Below are 23,241 nucleotides of genomic sequence, written 5' to 3'. Positions count from 1 at the left end.
GATATATGCATAAGCAAAGTGGACTGAGTAATTGAACTTAGGAATGCTAAAATGAGTATAGTCCCATTTTAGCTTGTTCCCAATATAAAATTGTGACAAGCAGTAAATGTGAATATAAAAAGGAAACTCGACTGCGCTGAGTAAGTTCGAGAAACAAAATATAAAATTTTGACTCTCACTTAACTATTCTCAAAGTCCAATTACAATGCCACTTTACCTATTGCATATATCAACACGCATTTAAAACAGAGCGTATATAAAAAGTATTAGAGGTGCTAAAAATTATGATGCAATCTATATTATATGAATATGAAAACTATTGTGGCAAATTAGGGGCAATTTATTCAAAAGAAAAAACAACGTTTATATTATGGGCTCCAGTTTCAAAAAGTGTAAGAGTAATATTATATTATAAAGAAAAAAATGAAGTTTTTGATATGAAAAAAAGAGAAGAAGGAATATGGAGTTTAGAACTTTTAGGAGATTTTAATGGAGTTTACTATAATTATTTAGTTAATAATGAACAAAATGAAATAGAAGTTGTAGATCCATATGCTAAAGCAGTAAATGTAAATGGAAATAGGGGAATGGTAATTGATTTAGAGTCTACTAATCCTAAAGATTGGGATGAAGATATCAAGCCAAAATTTACAAATGCAACAGATGCTATTATATATGAAATACATGTAAGAGATTTTTCAATAAGTGAAACATCAGGTGTTAATGATAAATTTAGAGGAAAGTATAATGGGGTTTATGAGAAGGAAACTAAGATTCCAGGAACCAATTACCCTACATGTTTAGAGTATATAAAAGAGCTCGGAATAACACATGTTCATTTAATGCCAGCATTTGATTATGCAACAGTAGATGAATCCAATGTTAGTTCTGAAAATTATAATTGGGGATATGATCCTAAAAATTTCAATGTACCAGAAGGATCATATTCTTTAGACCCTTTTAATGGGGAAAAACGAATAATAGAATTTAAGAATATGATTAAAACTTTACATGAACATGGTATAAGAGTGATTATGGATGTTGTATATAACCACACACATTCAACATATAGTTCTAATTTAAATTGCATAGTCCCCAGTTATTACTATAGAAAAAATAATGATGGGTGGTTTTCTAATGGGTCTGGATGCGGAAATGAATTAGCAACAGAAAAAAAGATGGTTAAAAAATTTATAATTGATTCTTTGATTTATTGGGCAAGTGAGTATCATATAGATGGTTTTAGATTTGACTTAATGGGATTATATGATATAGAAATTATGAAAGATATAAGAAGAAGTTTGGATAAAATAGATAAATCCATACTTATGTATGGTGAAGCTTGGACAGGTGGTGCATCTCCTTTACCAGAATGGGATAAATGTATTAAGTTTAATATTAGTAAATTTGGAGACATGAATATAGCAGCATTTAGTGATGATATTAGAGATGGAATAAAAGGAAATGTCTTTGATTCTCATTCAAAGGGTTTTATAAGTGGTGCAGGAATTTTAGAAGAGACTATTAAATTTGGAGTAGTAGCTTCTACAAAGCATAATCAAATAAATTATGAAAGTTTAAAATATAGTAAATTTCCATGGGCAAATGAACCGTATCAAACAGTAACATATGCGTCTGCGCATGATAATTATACATTATGGGATAAGATATGTATGTCTAATAATAATTTTTCAAAAGAAGATTTAAAAGCCATGAATAAATTGTCTGCGGCTATAATTTTAACTTCTCAAGGTATTCCATTTTTTCAAGCAGGAGAAGAATTTTTAAGAACTAAGAAAAATAAGGATGGAAGTTTAAATGGCAATAGTTATAATTCACCTGACAGTGTAAATGAATTACAATGGAATAGAACTGTAGAATATAAAGATGTTGTGGATTATTATAAAGGATTAATTAGGCTTAGAAAATTCTGCAAAGGATTTAGAATGGATACTAGCAATGAGATAAGAGAAAACTTAAGATTTTTAGAGAAAAAGATAAATTTTGATAATGATAGAATAGTTGCATTTTATATAAATTTAAGTTATTTGCAAACTAATTGGACGGAAGTTTGTGTAATATATAATGCAAATCCAAATTCAGTCGAAATTAAATTGAATAAAAATGGATGGTATGTTATTGTAAATGAAGATAAAGCTGGAATAGATAAACTGACATATATAGAAAATAATGTAGTAAAAGTGCATAAATTAAGTTGTTATGTATTAGTAAAAAAAGATTAAAAAAACAGCTATAAAAATGAATTATGTTAACAAATTAATAAAAATAACAAGATATACTATTGAATTTAAATCAATATATGTTTATAATATATTAAAATGATATGTTAAAAATTGTGATAAGGAAGAGTATATTTAGTAAGCTTTTCAGAGAACTAGAGATTTGGTGGAAATCTAGTAAGTGAACTTTATAGAAGCAGCCTTTGAATTTCATATTGAAAAATAAGAATTACTATTCTTAATTAGATAATGACGTGTTCCTTACGTTATAAAGGTTGAAGTATTTATGAAAATATTTCTATAGAGTGAGCATTTTATGCTTATTAGGGTGGTACCGCGTAATCAATCTTTCGTCCCTTGTTTTTGGGGATGAAGGATTTTTTTATTACAATTAAATACCTTATCTGATAGTTATTAATTTTAAGGAGGCATTTTATATGGAAGAAATACTAGAAATATTAGAAAAAAATAGTCGTTATACTGATGAACAAATAGCAACTATGTCTGGAAAAAGCGTTGATGAGGTTAAAGCAGCAATTAAAGATTATGAAGACAAAAGTATTATAGCAAGATATACTACTTTGATTAATTGGGAGAATACAGGAAAAGAAACTGTAACAGCATTAATTGAAGTTAAAATAACGCCTCAAAGAGGAGCAGGTTTTGATAAAGTAGCAGAAAGAATATATAAATTTCCAGAAGTTACAGCATGTTATTTAATGTCTGGAGGATTTGATTTAACAGTTATAGTAGAAGGAAAGAGCATGAAAGAAGTAGCTCTTTTTGTATCGGAAAAACTTGCTGTGCAACAATACGTATTAAGCACTAGCACACACTTTGTTTTAAGAAAATATAAAGACCATGGAACAATATTTAAAGAAAAGAAAATTGATGATAGGGAGGCAATTTTTATATGATTATAGAGAATATGATTAAAAAGAACGTAAGAGAAATGCCACCATCAGGAATAAGAAAATATTTTGACATGATTAATGAAATGGAAGGTGTTATATCTTTAGGAGTTGGTGAACCTGATTTTGTTACTCCTTGGAATGTTAGAGAGGCTGGAATTTATTCATTGGAAAAAGGGCATACTCATTATTCATCAAATGCTGGATTTATAGAACTTAGACATGAGATATCTAAGTATTTATATAGAAGATTTAATCTTAGCTATAATCCAACTGATGAGATAATAGTAACAGTAGGGGGAAGTGAAGGAATAGACATAGCTCTTAGGGCATTAGTTGGACCTGGAGATGAGGTTATAATACCAGAACCAAGTTTTGTTGCATATAAGGGATGTACAACTTTTACAGGAGCAACACCTAAAGTCATAAATCTTAGGGCAGAAGATGAATTTAAGCTTACTCCAGAACTTTTAGAAGAAGCAATAACTCCAAAAACTAAAGTTGTAATAATACCGTTTCCTAATAATCCAACTGGTGCAATTATGACTAGAGATGAATTAGCTAAAATAGTAGAAGTTTTAAAAGATAAAGATGTAATTGTTATATCAGATGAAATATATGCAGAACTTTGCTACGATAAAGAGCATGTTTCTATAGCATCTTTTCCTGAAATGAGAGAAAAGACATTGGTAATAAATGGTTTTTCAAAAGCTTATGCTATGACTGGTTGGAGATTAGGATACTTATGTGGACATCCAATACTAATAGAAGAAATGAAAAAAATACACCAATATGCTATAATGTGTTCTCCAACAACAGCACAATATGCAGCAATAGAAGCCATGAAAAAAGGTGATAAAAGCGTGCAAACCATGGTAAGAGAGTATAATAGACGAAGAAGAGTGCTGGTTGACGGATTCAGAAAAATGGGATTAGATTGTTTCGAACCACTAGGAGCATTTTATGTATTTCCATCTATAAAATCCACGGGAATGACATCTGATGAATTTTGTGAACAGCTTCTTATAAATGAAAAAGTACTTACTGTTCCAGGGAATGCATTTGGAGATTGTGGTGAAGGATTTATCAGAGCTTGTTATGCATCATCTATGGACAATATAATGGAAGCACTTAAAAGAATAGAAAGATTTATTAATAAAATAAATAAATAAATATTATTAGGCTATGTTTTAAATGCATATATCAACACTCTGCTAAAACATAGCCTATTATTAAAAAACAAAGTCAAATTAAATTATAAATTTTTAAAGTGTATCATGATGAATAAAAATTCAATTTGATACACTTTATTTTAAAAAACTATAATAATACCATTAACTTAATAATATTATTAAGTAGAGAGAATATATAAGTAAAAAATAAATATTATAAAATCATATGGAAATTATATGAAAAAATATAAAATTGATATAATTAACCACATAAAATATTAATCGCTTTAAAAAATATTCGTTTTTATAATGTTTTAACAATAAAAAGGTTATCCTAATATTGACATTGCTAATGTAATATAATATGATAGTTATGTAACCGGTAACATGATGAGAAAATTAATAAAACTTTTTTAGTTTTCTAATGCCTTAAATTAATCGTTTACAAATGAGGTAAAATAGTTTAAGTAGTTGTGTGAGAACATTAAGGGAGGATTCATATGGGGGCCACGATAAATGATATTGCTAAAATAGCAGATGTATCATCTACAACAGTTTCAAGAGTATTGAACAATTCAGGTTATGTAAAAGAAGAGACTAGACAAAAAGTTTTAAATGTTATAAAAGAAATGAATTATACTCCAAGTGCTATTGCTAGAAGTCTTTCCAAAAGTGAAACAAATACAATTGGAATTATTGTTCCAGACATAACTAATAATTATTTTGGAGAAATAATAAAGGGAATAAGTGAAGTTGCAGAAGAAAAAAATTTAAATATAGTTTTATTTAATACAGATAATTCTTTGGAAAAGGAATTAAAGGCTTTAAAATCTGCAAAGGCCCAAAGAATAAAAGGAATAATAATGACACCTGCTTTTGGAGATGGTAATTTTAAAACTAAATATACTACTTTAATAGAACAGTTAAATATACCAGTTGTTTTGGTATCAGCAGATATAAAACATAGTAATTTAAGTGGTGTTTTTGTGGACAACGTAAAATGTGGATTAGATGCAACTAATTTATTAATAAAAGAAGGACATGAAAAAATAGGAATAATAACAGGGAATATAGATTCTGATGCAACTATGGACATGCTTTCTGGATACAAAAAAGCACTTAATGAAAATAATATTGATATCATGGATAAATATATTTTCAATGCAGATTTCAAAGCAGAAATAGCTTATAAATTAACTAATAATATATTAAAAACAGAAGATAAACCAACGGCATTAGTTATTTGTAGCAATATGATGACTATGGGAGCAATAAAAGCACTTATAGATTCAAAAAAGAAAACACCAGAGGACATATCTATTGTAGGAATTAATAGAGTTGATTTTTTAGATATAGTAGGATTACAAGTTACATATATAGAGGATTCACCAATAAAACTTGGAAAGAGTTCTATGGATATGCTTTGGGAAATAATAAATGATAAAAATAATAAATCTGTAAGGAGAACAATAATGGCTCCTAAAATAATATGTAATGGTTCAGAAAAAAAGATATATTGAAATGAATAGTATATATGTTAATTGTGAAAATTAGTATAGAGAATAAATTAGAATAAATATTATATAAAGTTAATTCTACATAATATACTAAATTAATTTGAATTTAAGTTATAAATTTCATTATAGTTTGTAACTTGAAATATATTATTAAAAATAGTAGGAGGAAAAGCAATGAAAAAGAAATTATTATCATTATTAGCTATTTCTGCAATAACAGTATCAATGTTTGCTGGTTGTGGAGGATCTAGCACAGGAACTAGTGATTCAAAAAAGGGTGGAGAGCAAATTAAAGTAGGTATGGTTACAGACTCAGGAACAATAGATGATAAGTCATTTAACCAAGGTACTTGGGAAGGAATACTAAAGGCTGAAAAAGACCTTGGAATTGCACAACCTAAATACTTAAAACCAAATGGAGAAACTGAAGCAGATTATATGAAGGAAATTGGAAACCTTTATGATGCTGGATTTAGATTAATAGCTACACCAGGATTTAAATTTGAAACTGCTATATATAAATCACAAGAAAAATATAAAGATGCAAAATTTGTTTTAATTGACGGTACTCCAAATAGTGGTGGAAAAACTCCAGAATATAAAGTAGATGAAAACAGTGTTTCTATTTTATTTGCTGAACACCAAGCCGGATTTTTAGCAGGTGTTGCTACATCTGTTGAATTAAAAGAAGGAGACCTAGGATTTATAGGTGGTATGGAAATACCAGCAGTACAAAAATTCAACTGGGGATTCCAACAAGGTGTTGCTTATGCTAATGAAAAGTTAGGAACTAAAATGTCATTAAAAGCAGACAATATAATATATCAAGGTACTTTCAATGATACAGCAGCAGGACAACAATTAGCAGCTCAAATGTATGACAGAGGCGTTAAAGCTATATTCTGTGCAGCTGGTGGAGTTGGTAATGGAGTTATAACAGAAGCTAAGACTAGAATCGGATCAGGTAGTCAAGTATGGGTAGTTGGTGTTGACAGAGATCAATTTGATGATGGTGTATATGCAGATGGTAAATCAGTAATTCTTACTTCAGCAGTTAAAAAAGTAGAAGCTGCAAGTTTTGATATGGTAAAAGCAGTTAAAGAAGGTACTTTCCCAGGTGGTCAAACTTTAACATTTGATGTTACAAAAGATGCAGTAGGTATTCCAGCAAAGAATCCTAATTTATCAGAAGCAACAATGAAAACAGTTGCTGAAGTAAATGAAAAAGTTAAAGATGGAACAATAACAGTTGCAGGTGAACAAGGAAACTTAGTAAAATAATATCTGTTTTATTAAATAAATATTATTTCAAGTAATAACAATTGAAGAAAACTTTTATTAAATAATATAATAAGTTTTCTTCATTGTTAAATACTATATAAGAAATAATAATAAACTAATTTTCTAGAACAATAATAAATTTTGATTTCTATATATTGATAATTGACAATGTACAATAGATAGACCTGAAGTATTGTATATTATCAATTGGCAATTAGAAATTGCTAATCTAAAAAAGGAGGACTCTACTATGGAATATGTAGTTGAAATGCTAAATATCCGTAAGGAATTCCCAGGTATAGTTGCAAATGATAATATTACCGTAAGACTAAAAAAAGGTGAAATTCATGCATTACTTGGTGAAAACGGTGCGGGTAAATCTACATTAATGTCAGTTCTTTTTGGTATGTATCAACCAGAAAGAGGAGTTATAAAGGTAAGAGGAAAAGAAGTTAAAATATCTAATCCAAATGTTGCAAATGATTTAGGAATAGGAATGGTGCATCAACATTTTAAATTAGTACACAATTTTACAGTAACTGAGAATATAATTTTAGGATGCGAACCTAAAAAAGGTTTAACAGTTGATGTTAAAAGTGCTGCTAAAAAGATTAAAGAACTATCTGAAAAGTACTCATTAAATGTTGATCCATATGCCAAAATAGAGGATATAACAGTAGGTATGCAACAAAGAGTTGAAATCTTAAAAATGCTTTACAGAAATGCTGAAGTATTAATTCTAGATGAACCAACAGCTGTACTTACACCACAAGAAATAGATGAACTTATGAAGATTATGAAAAACCTTATAAAAGAAGGAAAATCTATCATTATCATAACTCATAAGCTTAAAGAAATTAAAGCAGTTGCAGATAATTGTACTGTTATTAGACGTGGAAAATATATAGGAACAGTTAATGTAAAAGAAACATCTCAATCAAAGATGGCAGAAATGATGGTTGGAAGACCAGTAAGCTTTAAGGTTGAAAAAGAAGATAAAGAACCAGGAGATGTAATTTTAAAAGTTGATAACCTTTCTGTAATGAATAATAAAAAGGTACTTGGTCTTAAAAACTTTTCAATTGAAGTTAAAGCGGGAGAAATTCTTGGAGTTGCTGGTGTAGAGGGTAATGGACAATCTGAATTAATTGAAGCCATTACTGGAATGAGACATGTACAATCTGGAAAAATATATTTTGAAGGTAAGGATATTACTGATATGTCAATACGTAAACGTATTGATAGCGGAATAGCACATATTCCAGAAGATAGACAAAAAAGAGGACTAGTTTTAGATTACACTATTGAAGATAATATTGTACTTGAGATATATGGTAGAGAACCATTTTCTAAACATGGATTATTAAACAGAGAAGCTATACACAATTATGCTGAAAAAATTATTGAAGAATTTGATGTTAGATCAGGAGAAGGTGGAGCATCTTTTGCTAGAACAATGTCAGGTGGTAATCAACAAAAAGCTATAATTGGTCGTGAAATTGAATTGGATCCAGATTTATTAATAGCAGTTCAACCTACTAGAGGTCTAGATGTAGGTTCTATAGAATATATTCACAAAAGACTTGTAGAACAAAGAGATGAAGGAAAAGCTGTTTTACTTATATCTTTAGAATTAAGTGAAGTCTTGAATCTATCAGACAGAATTGCAATCATTAATAGCGGTGAATTAATAGGTACTGTTAATGCTTCAGAAACAAATGAAAATGAAGTTGGCTTAATGATGGCTGGTATTCAAAGGGGGAGTGAAGCGTGAGTAAAAAAGAGAGTTTAAATTCTATACTTGCAGTTGTTTTAGGATTGATTGCAGGTGCAATATTAATGGCTCTTATTGGAGATAATCCTGTAGATGGATATTCATATCTATTTAGAGGCGGATTAATGAACATAGAGAGAATTGGTAATACTCTAGCGACAGCTACACCATTAGTACTTACAGGACTTTCAGTTGCATTTGCATTTAAAACAGGTCTTTTCAATATTGGAACTCCTGGACAAATGTTATTTGGTGGATTTGCTGCTACAGCAATAGGATTAACATGCTATAACAGCATGCCAAGATCGATATTACTATTAGTTATGATAATTGTGGGAGCGGTTGCAGGTGCACTTTGGGCATTCATACCAGGATTATTAAAAGCTAAATTTAATGTAAATGAAGTTGTATCTACTATTATGATGAACTGGGCTTGTTATTGGATAGTTTACTATACAATTCCAGCTTACTTTAAAGGTGAAACTTTAGAAACAGAATCAAGGCTACTTCCAGAAGTAGCATCATTAAAGACACCAGTACTTACTAAATTATTTGAAGGCTCTTACATTAATCTAGGTATATTTATTGCAATTTTAGCAGTTATTATAGTTGGATTTATATTAACAAAGACAGTTTTAGGTTATGAATTAAAGGCTGTAGGTTTTAATAGAGATGCTGCAGAATATGCAGGTATGTCAGTAAATAAAAATGTAATTTATTCTATGATGATAGCAGGTGCACTTTCAGGTCTTGCAGGTGTAGCTCAATATGTAGGAAATGCATCTAATATACAAATTGGTGTAATGCCAACTCAAGGTTTTGATGGTATCGCAGTATCATTACTAGGTGCCAACAATCCTATAGGTGTATTTATATCAGCAATATTCTTTGGATTATTATATTCAGGTAAAGGATTTATGAATGCCAATACAAGTATTCCACCTGAAATTGCAGATACTATAATAGCAACTATTATATATTTTGCAGCTACAAGTGCAGTTGTACCTATGGTATACAATAAATTTAAACGTAAAAAGGAATTAAAAAATGAACAAAAGGCAGGCAATACAGGAACAGGAATATTGCCTAATGATGAAAATAATAAATCTTCAGATGATACTGAAGAAATAAATAACAAGGAGGAGAAGTAATATGTGGGGAATAATACAACAAGTTTTTCCTTATGCTATTGCGTATACAATTCCTCTATTAATCACTTCACTAGGTGCATTATATTGTGAAAGAAGTGGAGTTGTAAATATTGGACTTGATGGATTTATGATTATAGGTTCATTTTCAGGAGCATTAACAATATTTAAGTTACAAGAATCAATGCCAAATAGTACTCTCCCTCTTTGGATCGGTTTACTTGTAGCAGTGGTAGTTGGGATGTTATTTTCACTATTACATGCATTTGCTAGTATAAATTTAAATGCAGACCAAGTAATTAGTGGTACTGCAATTAATATGATAGCAGGAGCATTAACTATATTCTTAGCAAGAACTATTGCAGGTAGTGGACGTATAAGAATTCAAACAGGATTTTATCCAATGGATGTTCCAGTTCTTTCATCAATACCAATAATCGGAGATTTGTTTTTTAAGAAAACATATATTACTACATGGTTAGTTTTATTAATACTTATAGTAAGCATATTCTTAATATATAAAACTAGCTTTGGTTTAAGATTAAGAGCATGTGGAGAACATCCTCAAGCAGCAGATGCAGCGGGAATTAACGTTTATCGTATGCGTTATATTGGAGTATTAGTTTCAGGAGCATTATCATCTCTTGGAGGAGCAATAATACTTGTAACATACTCAGGTGAATTTAATGGAAGTGTTGCAGGACTTGGATTCTTAGCATTGGCAGCATTGATATTTGGTCAATGGAAGCCATTAGGTATTCTTGGAGCTACATTATTCTTTGGATTTGCAACTACAGTTGCTAATGTATCACAAGTAATTCCAGCATTAGCATCTATACCATCAGTGATACTAAAAGTATTCCCATATGTAGTTACATTAATTGCATTAGTATTATTCTCAAAATCTTCACAAGCACCAAAAGCATCTGGGGAACCATTTGATTCTGGTAAAAGATAATAAAAAATAATTTTTAAAGGATAAGCTAATATATTATTAAAAATAATATATTAGCTTATCTAATCAAAAAATATATTATTAGATGCTAGGGAATCAGTACCAGATTTACTTTGATATATGGTATTATAAAAAACATAATAAAGTCAAATGTTTGGAATCCTATAGTTATATAAATTTAGAATAAAGGGGACATGAAGAATGGAAAATAAAGAACTTATAAAAATAGCATTAAAATATAGAGAAAAGGCATATTCACCATATTCTAATTTTAAAGTTGGTGCGGCTGTATTATTTGATAGTGGAAAAGTATATGGTGGTTGTAATATTGAAAACGCTTCCTTTGGTGCAACTAACTGTGCAGAAAGAACAGCAATTTTCACTGGTGTAGCAGAAGGTGAAACTAAGGTTACTGCAATTGCAATAGTAGGAAGTTTACAAGAAAATACTTATCCATGTGGAATTTGCCGTCAAGTTATAAGTGAATTTGGAGGCCCTGAAGTAAAAGTAATACTTGCTAAAAGTGAAGAAGATTATATTGTAACAGATATGGCTGAAATTTTACCAGGTGCATTTACAAAAGCAGATTTAGATAAAAATAACAAATAATAACTTAAAAGATATTTTAGGATATAAAAAATTGCATATATTTAGAATGAATTTCAAAAATTAGATTATGTGGAGGTAACAAAATGAGTATTCATATAAATGCACCAGAAGGTGCAATAGCAGAAAGCATATTATTACCAGGAGATCCTTTAAGAGCTAAGTTTATAGCTGAAAATTTTTTAGAAGATGTAGTTTGCTATAATGAAGTTAGAGGAATGTACGGATTTACAGGGACTTATAAAGGAAAAAGAGTTTCAGTTCAAGGAACAGGTATGGGAATACCATCAATATCAATCTATGTTAATGAATTAATTCAAAGTTATGGAGTTAAAAATCTTATAAGAGTTGGAACTTGTGGTGGATATCATGAAAAGGTTAAGGTTAGAGATCTTGTAATTGCAATGTCAGCATGTACAGACTCAAATCTTAATTTAGTAAGATTCCAAGGCAGAACATATGCACCAACTGCAAGTTTTGACTTATTAAAACCAGCTTATGATTTAGCTGTGCAAAAAGGATTTGAACCTAAGGTAGGGCCTATATATAGTTCTGATATATTCTATGGTGATGATAATGAAGATTGGAAGAAATGGGCTGACTTTGGTTGTTTAGGAGTTGAAATGGAAGCAGCAGCATTATATACTATTGCAGCTAAATATAATGTTAATGCATTAGCATTACTTACAGTAAGTGATCACTTTATAACAGGTGAAGTAACTACTGCAGAAGAGAGACAAACAACATTTACAAATATGATTGAAGTTGCATTAGATACTATAGTTGGATTAGAATAATACTTAAATTATAAATAAGAAGCAATTGAATTATAATTTTATTTGATAAAAATAAAAATAGTTAAATAAAATAAATAAATTTATAAAAGAGAGCTTTTGGAATTCCAAAAGCTCTCTTTTACTTTATAAATAAATATAGAATTTTATAAACCTCAAAAGTTTATATTAATATTCCTCGTAAACACAAACGCCTATAGAACCAGGTCCAGTATGTACACCTGTACAAGCTCCGATAGTCTCTAAAGATATTTCTGTTATATTTTCATGAGCTTGTACATTGTTTAAAAATTCATTAGCTTCTTCATCAGCATCTCCATTCAAAATCCAAACTCTACATTTACCATTATCAAGATATGACATAAGTATTTGCTTTAATTTAGTTAAAGATTGTTTTCTGCCTCTAGCTTTTGCATAAGGGTATAAAAATCCATCTTCATCAGAAGAAATTATTGGTTTTAAATTTAAAGTTTCAGCAATAGTACCAGATACTCGTCCTATTCTTCCACCTGCCCTTAAATATTTTAAAGAAGGAAATGTTACAAAACCATGAGTTTTATTCCTAATATCTTCAAGATTAGAAAGAATATCTTCAAAGGTACAATTATCATTAATTAATTTTCCAACTTGTGTTGCAATAGCTCCAACTGGATAACCTATTGTTTTTGAGTCAAATATGTAAGATTTAATTTTAGGATAATGCTCACTTAATAATCTTATACTATTAAAACATCCCGAAGAATTAGCTGAAACTGTAATAATAATTACATGAGTATAGTTCTCAGCAATTAAGTTTTCAAATACTTGACTACTATATTCTATGTCTGGTAGAGATGTAGTAGGAATTTCTGTTTTTAAAAGGGTAAATAATTCTTTTGAGGATATTGTTATTCTATCTAAGTATTCGTTATCATTGAAAATTATTCTAAATGGAAGTAACTTAATATTGAACTTATCTAAAGTACTTTGATTTAAGTCACAACTACTATCTGTTATTAAGGCAATTTTTTGCAAAAATTTTTCCTCCTTAGTATATAAATATACAAAATTTTTCCTTAATTTATATGAATTAAATTTTTTATGTAATTAAACTATATCATAGCTTTTAACGTACTACAATGATTTTTAATGTTAATATTTTGGCAAATATATTCCAATGAAAAATATTACTTATATTTATTTAATTTACATTTTAGATGATAGATAAATTTTATATATTAAGACTTAATTTAAGATTAAATGTATAGTCTATATTTTTTAAACAATACTAAAATAGAGAAACATTATATATATATTTAGGAGGGTTAAATTTATGGCAAAAGCAGGAATGAGAAGACCTGATCCAAATGATGCTCATGGAACTGAAAGTAATCATAAACAACATTATAAAAAAAATGATGTTGAGCCAGTACCAGAAATTCAAGGTAAAGCAAAAACAGGCAATAAAAAAACTAATCCTATAAAATACTAAAAATTTAACTGTCTAAAATAGAAAGAATTCTATTTTAGACAGTTGTTTTTATTTTAGGCTCTGTTTTAGTAGTGTGTTTATATATGCATAAGCAAAGTGGACTGAGTAATTGAACTTAGGAATACTAAAATGAGTATAGTCCCATTTTAGCTTGCTCCCAATATAAAATTGAGACAAGCAGTAAATGTGAATATAAAAAGGAAACTCGACTTCGCTGAGTAAGTTCGAAAAGCTAAATATAAAATTTAGATTCTCACTTAACGATTCTCAAAGTCCAATTACAATGCCACTTCACCTATTGCATATATTAACACATATTTAAAACAGAGCCTTATTTTAAGACATAATTATTAAAAATAAGTTAAAAACATTAAAAATAAGCTGAGATTATAGTATAGTATAATTGTAAAACAATCAAATAAAAAGCAAGGAGATTGAAAAATGTATATAATAAACTTTATAAGAGGGTTCTGCATGGCACTTGCAGATAGTGTTCCTGGAGTATCTGGAGGGACTATAGCATTTATTTTAGGATTTTATGATAAATTCATTAACTCATTAAGTAATGTTATTTCAGGAAAAAAAGAAGAGAAAATAGAAGCAGCTAAATTTCTATTCAAATTAGGGATAGGATGGATTGTGGGATTTGTATCTTCTGTATTATTTTTAACATCAATTTTTGATAAAGAAATTTATAAAATAAGTTCATTATTCATTGGGTTCATAATATTTTCAATACCAATAATTATCAAGGAAGAGAAAAATTCTATTATAAATAGATATAAAAATATATTTTTTGCTTTAGTAGGTATATTCATAGTAGTATTACTAACGTATTTTAATCCAGTTTCAAATGCAGAAAATGCAGTTGGCATGTCATTAGATAAATTAACTTTAGGATTAGGAGCATACATATTTATAGTAGCTATGGTGGCTATTTCAGCTATGGTTCTTCCAGGAATATCTGGTTCAACTTTACTTTTGATTTTCGGATTGTATGCACCAATAATGAATGCGGTAAAAGAGGTATTAAAACTTAACTTTGATTATTTACTTGTATGCATTGTATTTGGTTTTGGAGTTCTTTTTGGGATAATGATTACTATAAAGGGTGTAAAGTATTTATTAAGTAATTATAGATCACAAACAATATACTTAATTTTAGGACTTATGATTGGATCAATATATGCAGTATTTATGGGACCAACATCATTAGAAGTTCCTAAACCACCTATGGATTTACATACGTTTAATATAATGTTCTTTGTAATAGGTGGCGGAATAATATTATTACTTCAAAAATTAAAAGACTATCTTGAAAATAAAAATTAGTATTTAGATAAAAAATCATTTTGATTGTTCGAAATGATTTTTTTTACTTTTAAAGTATAAAAAGGGTAATTATTAATAATTGTAGAATATCATTATATAAGATAAATTTTATAATAAACTATTAATATTAGATGAATAATTTAAGTATGGGTGATTAGGGTGGAAAAAAAATTAATGCTTTTAAAAATAAGTGATTTAAAAACTGGAATGGTAATAGGGGAAGACGTACAGGAAAATAACAATGTATTATTATCAAAAAATGTTGTTATAAGTGATAAAATTCTTAATAAATTACAAACTTTATATAATATAGATGAAGTATGGGTTTATGGAGAGGACTCATTAGAAAAAGCAGAAAATAGTAAGAAAAATTCAGAACGAGAATTTAAAAAAGTAGAGCATAAATTAAATGAAATATGTGAAGATTTACATGATGTTCTAGATAATACTGTTGAGTTACAAAAAGATTCTCTTAAAGAAATTAGAAAATTAATATCTGAACTACAGAATGTTATTAAAATACCAGAGATATTGATAGATAATCTACTTTTTTATGGCAGTGAAAACGATTCTATATATAGACATAGTTTAAATGTAGCATCTATAAGTAGTTTACTTGGAAAATGGATTGGTTTTGAAGAAAATAAGATAAAATTATTAATATATTCAGCACTTTTACATGACATTGGAAAATGTAAAATAGACGATAAAATAATCAATAAGAGTGGCAGATTAAATTCAAAGGATTTAAAAAAGATTAAAGAACATCCTGTTTTAGGATATAAGATAATTAAAAAAATTAACTTTTTAGATAAATCAGTCTCTCAATCGATATTATTACATCATGAAAGAGAAGATGGAAGTGGTTATCCATTAGGAATTACAGGTGATAAAATACCTGATTTTGCAAAAGTTATTGCAATAGCAGATGTTTTTGAGGCGATAAACTCTAATAGATGCTATAGAAATAAAAAGTCTCCTTTTGAAGCAATACAAATAATTAAGGAAGAAAGCTTTGGTAAGTTAGATTATAATTATTGTAATATATTTTTAGAACATATAGTAAATTATTATATTGGAAGAGAAGTTAAGTTAAATAACAATAAAATAGCTAAGATAGTACAAATGAATATTAATGAATTAGATCGACCTTTTGTATTTTTGGAAAATGAATTTTTAGATTTAAAAGAAAATAAAGATTTAATAATAGAACAATTTATTTTATAACACTTTATCACGATAAAGTGTTGACAAAAATTAATAGCTTTGATAAAATTAGCACATAATTTCTTAATTGACAGAGTAGATATTTGCGCGTTAAGTGTTAAGAGGACGGGAAGTTGCCTCTTAAACGAAAAACTTTTGTTTGCGGTGTAAATATTGCATTCCGCTGTTAATATTAAAGAGGAACCCTCTTTTTTATTCAGCAAATATAATTAAAGGGGGGATTCTGTATGAGAAATTTTTATACTTTAATTTTAAATTCATCAAAAGAACTAAAAAATGTAAGAAATCTAGTTACGGCTTCGTTATTAATAACAATAAAGCTTATTTTAGATTTGTTTACAATTCAAATCACACCGTTTCTACATCTTAGTTTTGAATTTTTAGCATCTGTAACTATAAGTATGCTATTTGGTCCTGTTGTAGGTGCAATGTGTGGAGGATTATCCGATGTTCTTAATTATTTAATAAATCCTAAAGGTGCATTTTTTGTAGGATTTACTTTATCGGCAATGATGTCTGGATTAATATATGGAAGCATTTTGTACAAGAAAAAAATTACTTTAACAAGATGTGCATTTGCTAATATTATTTCAGTGATTCTTGTAGATATAGTTATGAATACTTTTTGGTTATCTATCTTGGGAGGTAAGGCATTTTATGTACTTTTACCAATAAGAGCCTTTAAGAATTTAATAATGATTCCTATAAATGTAATGATGATATGTTTTGTATTGAATTTAGTAAATAAGATTAAAAAAGAAAATTTTAATTAGGCAAATGAAAATAAATACTTTTATTATAGATGTACTCTGAAATATACAGAGTACATTTTTTATTTATGTTATGTTTTAGTAGAGTGTTGATATAGCCAAAAATTAAAGAGAATATAAAATCTTTTAAATGTGAAAAATATAAATAAAGAAATTGCAAAACAAGAGGAAATAATTATTAATGAAGAAATTATAGTAAAAAATAATGGTTTACCGGAAAAAATTAGTATGATAAAATACTATTGTAATTACTTGTAGTATTATTAGGGAGGCATTAAACATGAAAAAAGATTTATTAGACAAGGGAGCAGTTTTACAAAGAGATAAGGAAACATATGCTATAGCACCTCATTTAACAGCAGGTCTTATAACACCAGAACAATTAAGAACATTAGCTGATGTCGCAGAAAAATATGAGGTTAAAGCTGTAAAAGTAACAGGAGCTCAACGTATTGCACTTGTTGGAATAAAAGAAGAAGAAATAGATAATGCATGGAAAGACTTAGGTATGAAACCAGGAGCAGCTGTTGGATTATGTGTAAGAAGCGTTAAAGTATGTCCGGGAACAACTTTTTGTAAAAAAGGACTACAAGATTCAGTAGCAATTGGAAGTAAGCTTGATGGATTATACCATGGTAAAGATTTACCTAATAAGCTTAAAATAGGAGTTAGTGGATGTCCACAAAGTTGTGCAGATAATCATATAAAAGATATTGGTATATATGGAATGCCTAAAGGCTGGGTAGTTCAAATTGGTGGAAAAGGTGGATTAAAACCAAGACTTGCAGATAAAATTGCAATGAATGTGTCAGAAGAAAAGTTATTTCCATTAGTTGAAAAAATAATTCAAATTTATGCAGGAAATGCTACGTCTAGAGAAAGATTAGGCGACTATATAGATAGAGTTGGATTAGAAGAAGTTAAAAAACAAATAGATATTGAAACTTATTTATAATTTAAAATAGAGCTAAAATAAAAAAATTAAGCAGAGAATTAGCCTAAAATAACTATTTCTCTGCTTTAATGATTATCTTAAAAAGTCTTTAAATGTTGCACGATTAGATTCTTTTTTTGATGATCTTATAATATTTTTGTATTCTTTTAATTTAGCTTGTTCTTCCTCAGTAAGTTCTTTTTTACAGTGTTTCTTTTCTATTAGTGCTTTAAAATCTTTATATTTTTCGTCACCTAATTTTTTCTTTAAAACAGTTTCTTTTATATCAGCTAATTGCTTTTGTTGTTCCTCTGAAATTTCCTCACCTTTATCTTTAAGCTTTTTAATTTCTTCTAATTGTTTCTTTTCCTTTTTTGAAAGATAGTTTAAATTATCTTTATCAAAGATCCAACTACCATTGTGTTTATCAGTTGAAGAATCATTGTTATTAAAATAGCTTATGCTTGAAGTTAAAGTTGTAGCATTAACTTTTTGAGGAATAACTGTTGTCACACTAATAATACAAAGAGAACAAGCTATAGATTTTATTAATGCTTTTTTCATATAATAAATCTCCTTTTTAATGTAATTTGTTAATATTTCATTAAACTAAACGTCATCACTAGTATGTGAAATATTAAAGAAATTTATTATATTTTTTTAAACTAAAGTTTTTTATTATTGAGTTACTTTGTTTAATGTATTTTCTGAATTGTTATTTTTAGTAGAATTTTCATTATTTACTGAAGTTACTGATTCAGTATTGTTTTTGGTAGATTCAGTATCATTGTTTGAATCACTTGATAACCAATCTGATATTGCTTGAAAGAAATTAGAAAAGAATTCCTTAACCTTAGCAAAAAATCCTTGAGCTTCTTCACTATTTAATTTTTCTTTTAATTTACTTGCAGCATCATTTAATTGATTTTTAATTTTATTATAATTAAGATCTAATCCATTTATTTTAGTCATTAAAGAATTAATAGTTTGTCTATCTTCATCATTAAGTTCAACTTTATATTCTTTAACTGCTTTTTCAACTATTTTTTCAATTTCTTTATCAGTTTTAGGTTTTTCTTTAACGACATCTTTTTTTACATCATTTATCAATTTGGCTGCTTCATCTTGTCCGATTTTATCTCCAAGACCACCTGTAACGACAATTTCTTCGTTAGCAACTTCTTTTTTTTCTTCATCAATTTTAGAACCACCAGAACTATTCTCAAATCCTTTTAGAATACCAGTAAGTGCAGCAGTACCAGAAACTTTAAATGGTGCAGCAGCTACTACATTGGCATTTTCTACCCCAGCTGTAATTAAAGCATTTCTTATCATTCCTTCTGTAACCCATGTAAGGTTATATGTAGAAATAGTTAGTCCACCTTTACTTGTTGGTTCAACATAAGAGCAAGAAATAGATTTATTACCTAATTGAGCTGGAGATGCAACATTTCCAAGGTATTTTTGTTCTTCAGCTGTTGTTATTTCTAAAATATTTGCATCATTTTTAGTGACTTTAAAGTAATCAAGCATTTGATTCTTTTGATCTTGTGTTAAATTTCCACCTAATGTAACAACCTTAAATGAATCTGCAAAAGCTGTTATATTTGGAGAAAAAGAAATAATTAAACATAATGTCATAAACATAATTAATAATTTACTTGAAATTTTTTTGATGATTTTCATAATTTTAAACTCCTTTTATTATTACATATTAAATACAATTAAACTAAAAAGAATAATTACAGTTATATTATAACATACAATATAATAGGGTTAATTTCAATTGTATTAATTTAATATTAAGATTTTAATTTAATATTTTTAAGAATTTTGGAAAGAATATTTTAAATAAGTTTAATATATTAGAAATTAAAAATTAAAAAATAAAGTTTTATAAAATTGTAACTTTTAAAGAAATATAATATAATTAACAGTAATATTTAAAATATTTTAGTATAGATTAATAATTATAATTTTTGTTGAATTGTAGGTGAATTTATGATTAGTCATAATGATGAATATATAATATTCATAAATAATATTGGAAAAAATAAGCCTAATAGTTTTAATAATAAGAATACAGAATGTCCGTTTTGTAATAGGAATAAACTTACTGATATTATTCAAGAAAAGGGACCATTTGTATTGTTAAAAAATAAATTTCCAACATTAAGAGATACTCTTCAATTAGTTATTATAGAAACCTATGATTGTGAATTAAATATGGGAAATTATGATTCTGAATATATGGAGCAATTAATTAGTTTTGGGCTAAAGAATTGGCTTGATATAGAAAAAAGCAATAAGTACAAGTCAGTAATATTTTATAAGAATCATGGACCTCATTCAGGGGGAAGCATAAAGCATGCTCATATGCAAATTGTAGGATTAAATAATATAGATTATAGAGAAAATATAAATGAAAAGTATTTTGAAGGTATAGAAATTTTCAAAAGTGAATGTTGTGAAGTAAACCTATCTACAAAACCTATAAATGGATTTAATGAATTTAATGTTATTATAAATGATGATTTAAAAAATACATTTAGTTTATCGGAAGGCATAAGAAGAATAGTTTATTATATATTAAATAATTATTTTGCTAAATGTGACAGTTTTAATTTGTTTTTTTATCATTGGAATAATAAAATTATATGTAAAGTTACACCAAGATTTGTTACATCACCACTATTACTTGGATATTCATTGAAACAAGTTTCTAATAGTCTAGAAGAGATGGCAGGAAATTTAAAAGAACTATATTTTAGAAAATAGTATTATATTAAAATAGTATTATATTAAAAAGGAACTACTTAAAATTAAAGTAGTTCCTTTTTTACATATATGGAAATTTATGTGATTTGCTATATATTTTTAGAAAATTTATAGAATCTTTTTAATTTTTAATTGTAAATTCTAAACAATGAAATAAGAAATTCATTACATCAATTTAAGAAAATATGGGTTATCGGCATTATACATATTCCTAAAAAAATTGAGTATAAAGATAAATTGTTATATCCATATTGACGAGAAGATGGAATTAACTCTTCAAAAGATATATATAGCATTATTCCCATTACAAATGCAAAAATTAAACCTAAAATAAAATCATTAATAAATGGTTTTAAAATAAAAAAAGAAACAAGAGCCCCTAAAGGTTCTGATAAACCAGAATACAATGTGTATTTAAATGCTTTTCCCTTACTACCAGTAGAGTAGTAAATTGGCATAGCAACAGCAATACCTTCAGGTATATTATGCATAGCTATGGCTAAAGAAATAGACATTCCTAATGTGATATTTTGATAACTTGACATAAAGGTAGCAATACCTTCAGGAAAATTATGTAGTGTAATTGCAATCATTGATACAAATCCTACTCGAAAAAGATTTAAATGCTTATTACTATCATGCTCATTTATATTTTTAGATTCATGTGGAACAAATTTATCAACAAGCATAGCAAATATTACACCACTTAGCATATAAAAGATTGTTAGCAATACACCATAGACATTTCCATAATATTTTACTAATGTTTCTTCAGCATGAGGAAACAAGTCAGTAAAAGAAACGCAAATCATTACTCCTGAAGAAAATCCAAGAGCAAAAGTAATTATTTTATCACTTTTTTTCTTTATAAATAATACAACAACAGCACCTAATACTGTTGAAATTCCAGCAAAAAAAGAAAGTAATAAGGCAATATATGCATTATTAGTCATTTATTTTACACCTCTTTAATTATTGCTATATTTTTATATATTCTTAAAGTTATAAGAAAATTACAAAAAAATAGATATGTTTAAGAATAAAAAAACAATGCTCACTACATTAAAGATATCTTTTAACATAGTGAGCATTGCTTTTTTTAAATAATATTAAAAAGGAGTCGTAATTTATTGTTTCCAAATAGTTTCAAATGAAATTTTTATATATTCCAATGAGAATATATTTGCATTTAAGTTCATTACTAACTCTACTTATATTGTAGCAGATTTAAATTAAAAAACAAGTATGTTTTCACAATTCGGAAAATATTTTGAAAATTTAAATAATTATTTATTTTTAAATAATTTCACTTTTGAGGTAAAATATTACATTGAGTTGCTTTCATTTTATGTAGTAATAAACTAAGTGTGTTCTACTGAATTAATAAGTAATGCATGTGATATGACATACAAAAATGTTTATGAATATATATGACCATTAGGGATTGAAAGAGCTTTATCAAATTTTGAAAAAGTAATAAAAGATAAAAAATCTCAAACTATGCAAATGCAATATCAATTGACAGCTTGTCAATTATGGATAGAAATTTCAGATATTCTTGGAAAACCTCAATTAGTAGAATCAAACAATAGAAATGGTTTGACAGTTAATGATATTTAGAAAATAAAGAGAAAATTAAACAATCTTGGTTAGAGAAAAACTAAGATTGTTTAATTTATCATTTTTTCATTTAAAAAATATATGTCTAAACGGGACTAAACAATGTCAATGTAGAGCGTACAAATTAATTATTATGGTCTAAACTAATATTATGAAGATAATAATTATCATTATCGAATTTGAAAAAGATTTATTTTATTAAGGACAATTAATTATTTTATTTATATAATTTAAAATTTATAAATGAAAGTATAGGCGGTAATATTATGAATTTAGCAGAAGGAAAAATAGATAATACGTATGCTATCGAACAGTTAAATTTGCCATTGAATGTAGAAAAACATTTGGAATCTTTAGGAATGATTTCTACACTTTCAATATTGTCATACACTATTTGGATTATACAAAGAAAAATTAAAGATATTAAAAGAGGGAAGTTTTGTAATTGCAATTGCTCAAATTGTGCATCTAAAAATTGCAAATAAAGATTAGTTATTAATTAAAAACTATAAAAAGTTCGCTATGTTTTAAAATAGTGTTGATATTATAGTATAAAGCTCATGGACAGGGGAATTTACTTTAAGAACACTAAAATAAAGCTTAGTCCAATTAATGCATGCTCCCAATCAAAGATTGTTGACAAGCAATTAATTTGACAAATCTTCATTAAGGGTTCTAAAAAAGCAAATTCCAATGCCAGTTCGCCCTTAT

The 23,241-nt window shown here is 27.5% G+C and carries 21 protein-coding genes, 1 riboswitch and 1 other annotated feature; of the genes, 17 read left to right on the top strand and 4 right to left on the bottom strand.

The features are described 5' to 3' along the window. The first annotated feature begins 284 nt into the window (after positions 1-284). The 10 genes from pulA to deoD all read left to right on the top strand — a co-directional run bounded on the left by pulA (position 285) and on the right by deoD (position 12,401). The gene (gene pulA / locus NG901_RS09760) at positions 285-2,243 is read left to right on the top strand and encodes a type I pullulanase (protein ID WP_252214016.1); all 1,959 of its coding nucleotides are present in this window, start codon (positions 285-287) and stop codon (positions 2,241-2,243) included. A 104-nt stretch (positions 2,244-2,347) separates the two neighbouring features. Next, positions 2,348-2,601 (top strand) — a binding site (T-box leader). Between the two features lie 76 nt (positions 2,602-2,677). Next, entirely contained in the window at positions 2,678-3,157 is a 480-nt protein-coding gene (locus NG901_RS09755) for an Lrp/AsnC family transcriptional regulator (RefSeq protein ID WP_252214014.1), read from the top strand. Beyond that, positions 3,154-4,323, top strand: coding sequence for an aminotransferase class I/II-fold pyridoxal phosphate-dependent enzyme (locus tag NG901_RS09750; protein ID WP_252214012.1), 1,170 nt, complete (start codon positions 3,154-3,156; stop codon positions 4,321-4,323). Before NG901_RS09755 ends, NG901_RS09750 begins: the two co-directional genes overlap by 4 nt. Before the next feature lie 500 nt (positions 4,324-4,823). Then, on the top strand, positions 4,824-5,843 hold the full coding sequence (locus NG901_RS09745; protein ID WP_252214010.1) for a LacI family DNA-binding transcriptional regulator: 1,020 nt from the start codon (positions 4,824-4,826) through the stop codon (positions 5,841-5,843). 171 nt (positions 5,844-6,014) lie between these two features. Continuing rightward, positions 6,015-7,121, top strand: a complete 1,107-nt coding sequence (locus NG901_RS09740; protein WP_252214008.1) for a BMP family lipoprotein — start codon at positions 6,015-6,017, stop codon at positions 7,119-7,121. A 250-nt stretch (positions 7,122-7,371) separates the two neighbouring features. After that, positions 7,372-8,895 carry an ABC transporter ATP-binding protein gene (locus NG901_RS09735; RefSeq protein WP_252214006.1) on the top strand — a complete coding sequence of 508 codons (1,524 nt, stop codon included), beginning with the start codon at positions 7,372-7,374 and terminating at the stop codon, positions 8,893-8,895. Next, positions 8,892-10,046 carry an ABC transporter permease gene (locus NG901_RS09730; RefSeq protein WP_252214004.1) on the top strand — a complete coding sequence of 385 codons (1,155 nt, stop codon included), beginning with the start codon at positions 8,892-8,894 and terminating at the stop codon, positions 10,044-10,046. The genes NG901_RS09735 and NG901_RS09730 overlap by 4 nt, the downstream gene beginning before the upstream one ends. Position 10,047: 1 nt before the next feature. After that, positions 10,048-11,001 (top strand): ABC transporter permease, encoded by a 954-nt coding sequence (locus tag NG901_RS09725; RefSeq protein ID WP_252214002.1) that lies wholly within the window; start codon positions 10,048-10,050, stop codon positions 10,999-11,001. A 198-nt stretch (positions 11,002-11,199) separates the two neighbouring features. Next, on the top strand, positions 11,200-11,607 hold the full coding sequence (locus tag NG901_RS09720) for a cytidine deaminase (RefSeq protein WP_252214000.1): 408 nt from the start codon (positions 11,200-11,202) through the stop codon (positions 11,605-11,607). An 83-nt stretch (positions 11,608-11,690) separates the two neighbouring features. Then, positions 11,691-12,401 carry a purine-nucleoside phosphorylase gene (gene deoD, locus NG901_RS09715; RefSeq protein ID WP_252213999.1) on the top strand — a complete coding sequence of 237 codons (711 nt, stop codon included), beginning with the start codon at positions 11,691-11,693 and terminating at the stop codon, positions 12,399-12,401. Between the two features lie 165 nt (positions 12,402-12,566). Here the strand turns inward: deoD and NG901_RS09710 are convergent, their stop codons facing one another. Beyond that, positions 12,567-13,412: a DegV family protein gene (locus NG901_RS09710; RefSeq protein WP_252213998.1), complete on the bottom strand. Its 846-nt coding sequence runs from the start codon at positions 13,410-13,412 to the stop codon at positions 12,567-12,569. Positions 13,413-13,710: 298 nt separating this feature from the next. Here NG901_RS09710 and NG901_RS09705 point away from each other — a divergent pair, with 298 nt between their 5' ends. The 5 genes from NG901_RS09705 to NG901_RS09685 all read left to right on the top strand — a co-directional run bounded on the left by NG901_RS09705 (position 13,711) and on the right by NG901_RS09685 (position 18,153). Beyond that, a complete protein-coding gene (locus NG901_RS09705) occupies positions 13,711-13,869 on the top strand; it encodes a hypothetical protein (RefSeq protein ID WP_192875381.1) in 159 nt (52 codons plus the stop codon). Positions 13,870-14,310: 441 nt separating this feature from the next. Next, positions 14,311-15,201 (top strand): DUF368 domain-containing protein, encoded by an 891-nt coding sequence (locus NG901_RS09700; RefSeq protein WP_252213997.1) that lies wholly within the window; start codon positions 14,311-14,313, stop codon positions 15,199-15,201. A gap of 159 nt (positions 15,202-15,360) precedes the next feature. Next, on the top strand, positions 15,361-16,428 hold the full coding sequence (locus NG901_RS09695; protein WP_252213996.1) for an HD-GYP domain-containing protein: 1,068 nt from the start codon (positions 15,361-15,363) through the stop codon (positions 16,426-16,428). A 69-nt stretch (positions 16,429-16,497) separates the two neighbouring features. Further along, positions 16,498-16,596, top strand: a riboswitch (THF riboswitch). Between the two features lie 59 nt (positions 16,597-16,655). Then, complete coding sequence (locus NG901_RS09690) at positions 16,656-17,201, top strand: folate family ECF transporter S component (RefSeq protein ID WP_252213995.1); 546 nt, start codon at positions 16,656-16,658, stop codon at positions 17,199-17,201. A 277-nt stretch (positions 17,202-17,478) separates the two neighbouring features. Beyond that, positions 17,479-18,153 carry a ferredoxin-like domain-containing protein gene (locus NG901_RS09685; protein WP_252213994.1) on the top strand — a complete coding sequence of 225 codons (675 nt, stop codon included), beginning with the start codon at positions 17,479-17,481 and terminating at the stop codon, positions 18,151-18,153. 72 nt (positions 18,154-18,225) lie between these two features. On the opposite strand, the gene NG901_RS09680 is transcribed toward NG901_RS09685, so the two are convergent. Together NG901_RS09680 and NG901_RS09675 are read right to left on the bottom strand one after the other, a co-directional pair. Then, positions 18,226-18,696 (bottom strand): coiled-coil domain-containing protein, encoded by a 471-nt coding sequence (locus NG901_RS09680; RefSeq protein ID WP_252213992.1) that lies wholly within the window; start codon positions 18,694-18,696, stop codon positions 18,226-18,228. Positions 18,697-18,810: 114 nt separating this feature from the next. Beyond that, positions 18,811-19,818, bottom strand: a complete 1,008-nt coding sequence (locus tag NG901_RS09675) for a DUF1002 domain-containing protein (protein WP_252213990.1) — start codon at positions 19,816-19,818, stop codon at positions 18,811-18,813. 315 nt (positions 19,819-20,133) lie between these two features. Here NG901_RS09675 and NG901_RS09670 point away from each other — a divergent pair, with 315 nt between their 5' ends. Continuing rightward, positions 20,134-20,910: a DUF4931 domain-containing protein gene (locus tag NG901_RS09670; protein WP_252213989.1), complete on the top strand. Its 777-nt coding sequence runs from the start codon at positions 20,134-20,136 to the stop codon at positions 20,908-20,910. A 170-nt stretch (positions 20,911-21,080) separates the two neighbouring features. Here the strand turns inward: NG901_RS09670 and zupT are convergent, their stop codons facing one another. Continuing rightward, positions 21,081-21,863 (bottom strand): zinc transporter ZupT, encoded by a 783-nt coding sequence (gene zupT / locus NG901_RS09665; RefSeq protein WP_252213988.1) that lies wholly within the window; start codon positions 21,861-21,863, stop codon positions 21,081-21,083. Between the two features lie 933 nt (positions 21,864-22,796). On the opposite strand from zupT, the gene NG901_RS09660 reads away from it, so the two are divergent. Beyond that, complete coding sequence (locus tag NG901_RS09660) at positions 22,797-23,015, top strand: FeoB-associated Cys-rich membrane protein (RefSeq protein ID WP_252213987.1); 219 nt, start codon at positions 22,797-22,799, stop codon at positions 23,013-23,015. The last annotated feature ends 226 nt before the right edge of the window (positions 23,016-23,241 follow it).

This window comes from Clostridium sp. CMCC3677 (assembly GCF_023845585.1).
Taxonomy (GTDB): Bacteria; Bacillota; Clostridia; order Clostridiales; family Clostridiaceae; genus Clostridium; species Clostridium aquiflavi.
The sequence above is the reverse complement of the archived record's forward strand: the minus strand, read 5'-3'. Positions and strand labels throughout refer to the sequence as shown.

Bases quoted from the DNA above. Each gene is read 5' to 3' on its own strand.
- NG901_RS09680 (WP_252213992.1), bottom strand. From the start codon at position 18,696: ATGAAAAAAGCATTAATAAAATCTATAGCTTGTTCTCTTTGTATTATT.
- NG901_RS09740 (WP_252214008.1), top strand. From the start codon at position 6,015: ATGAAAAAGAAATTATTATCATTATTAGCTATTTCTGCAATAACAGTA.
- NG901_RS09685 (WP_252213994.1), top strand. From the start codon at position 17,479: ATGAAAAAAGATTTATTAGACAAGGGAGCAGTTTTACAAAGAGATAAG.
- NG901_RS09670 (WP_252213989.1), top strand. From the start codon at position 20,134: ATGATTAGTCATAATGATGAATATATAATATTCATAAATAATATTGGA.
- zupT (WP_252213988.1), bottom strand. From the start codon at position 21,863: ATGACTAATAATGCATATATTGCCTTATTACTTTCTTTTTTTGCTGGA.
- NG901_RS09750 (WP_252214012.1), top strand. From the start codon at position 3,154: ATGATTATAGAGAATATGATTAAAAAGAACGTAAGAGAAATGCCACCA.
- NG901_RS09735 (WP_252214006.1), top strand. From the start codon at position 7,372: ATGGAATATGTAGTTGAAATGCTAAATATCCGTAAGGAATTCCCAGGT.
- NG901_RS09675 (WP_252213990.1), bottom strand. From the start codon at position 19,818: ATGAAAATCATCAAAAAAATTTCAAGTAAATTATTAATTATGTTTATG.
- deoD (WP_252213999.1), top strand. From the start codon at position 11,691: ATGAGTATTCATATAAATGCACCAGAAGGTGCAATAGCAGAAAGCATA.
- NG901_RS09705 (WP_192875381.1), top strand. From the start codon at position 13,711: ATGGCAAAAGCAGGAATGAGAAGACCTGATCCAAATGATGCTCATGGA.
- NG901_RS09660 (WP_252213987.1), top strand. From the start codon at position 22,797: ATGAATTTAGCAGAAGGAAAAATAGATAATACGTATGCTATCGAACAG.
- NG901_RS09755 (WP_252214014.1), top strand. From the start codon at position 2,678: ATGGAAGAAATACTAGAAATATTAGAAAAAAATAGTCGTTATACTGAT.
- NG901_RS09720 (WP_252214000.1), top strand. From the start codon at position 11,200: ATGGAAAATAAAGAACTTATAAAAATAGCATTAAAATATAGAGAAAAG.
- NG901_RS09745 (WP_252214010.1), top strand. From the start codon at position 4,824: ATGGGGGCCACGATAAATGATATTGCTAAAATAGCAGATGTATCATCT.
- NG901_RS09690 (WP_252213995.1), top strand. From the start codon at position 16,656: ATGAGAAATTTTTATACTTTAATTTTAAATTCATCAAAAGAACTAAAA.
- NG901_RS09700 (WP_252213997.1), top strand. From the start codon at position 14,311: ATGTATATAATAAACTTTATAAGAGGGTTCTGCATGGCACTTGCAGAT.
- pulA (WP_252214016.1), top strand. From the start codon at position 285: ATGATGCAATCTATATTATATGAATATGAAAACTATTGTGGCAAATTA.
- NG901_RS09725 (WP_252214002.1), top strand. From the start codon at position 10,048: ATGTGGGGAATAATACAACAAGTTTTTCCTTATGCTATTGCGTATACA.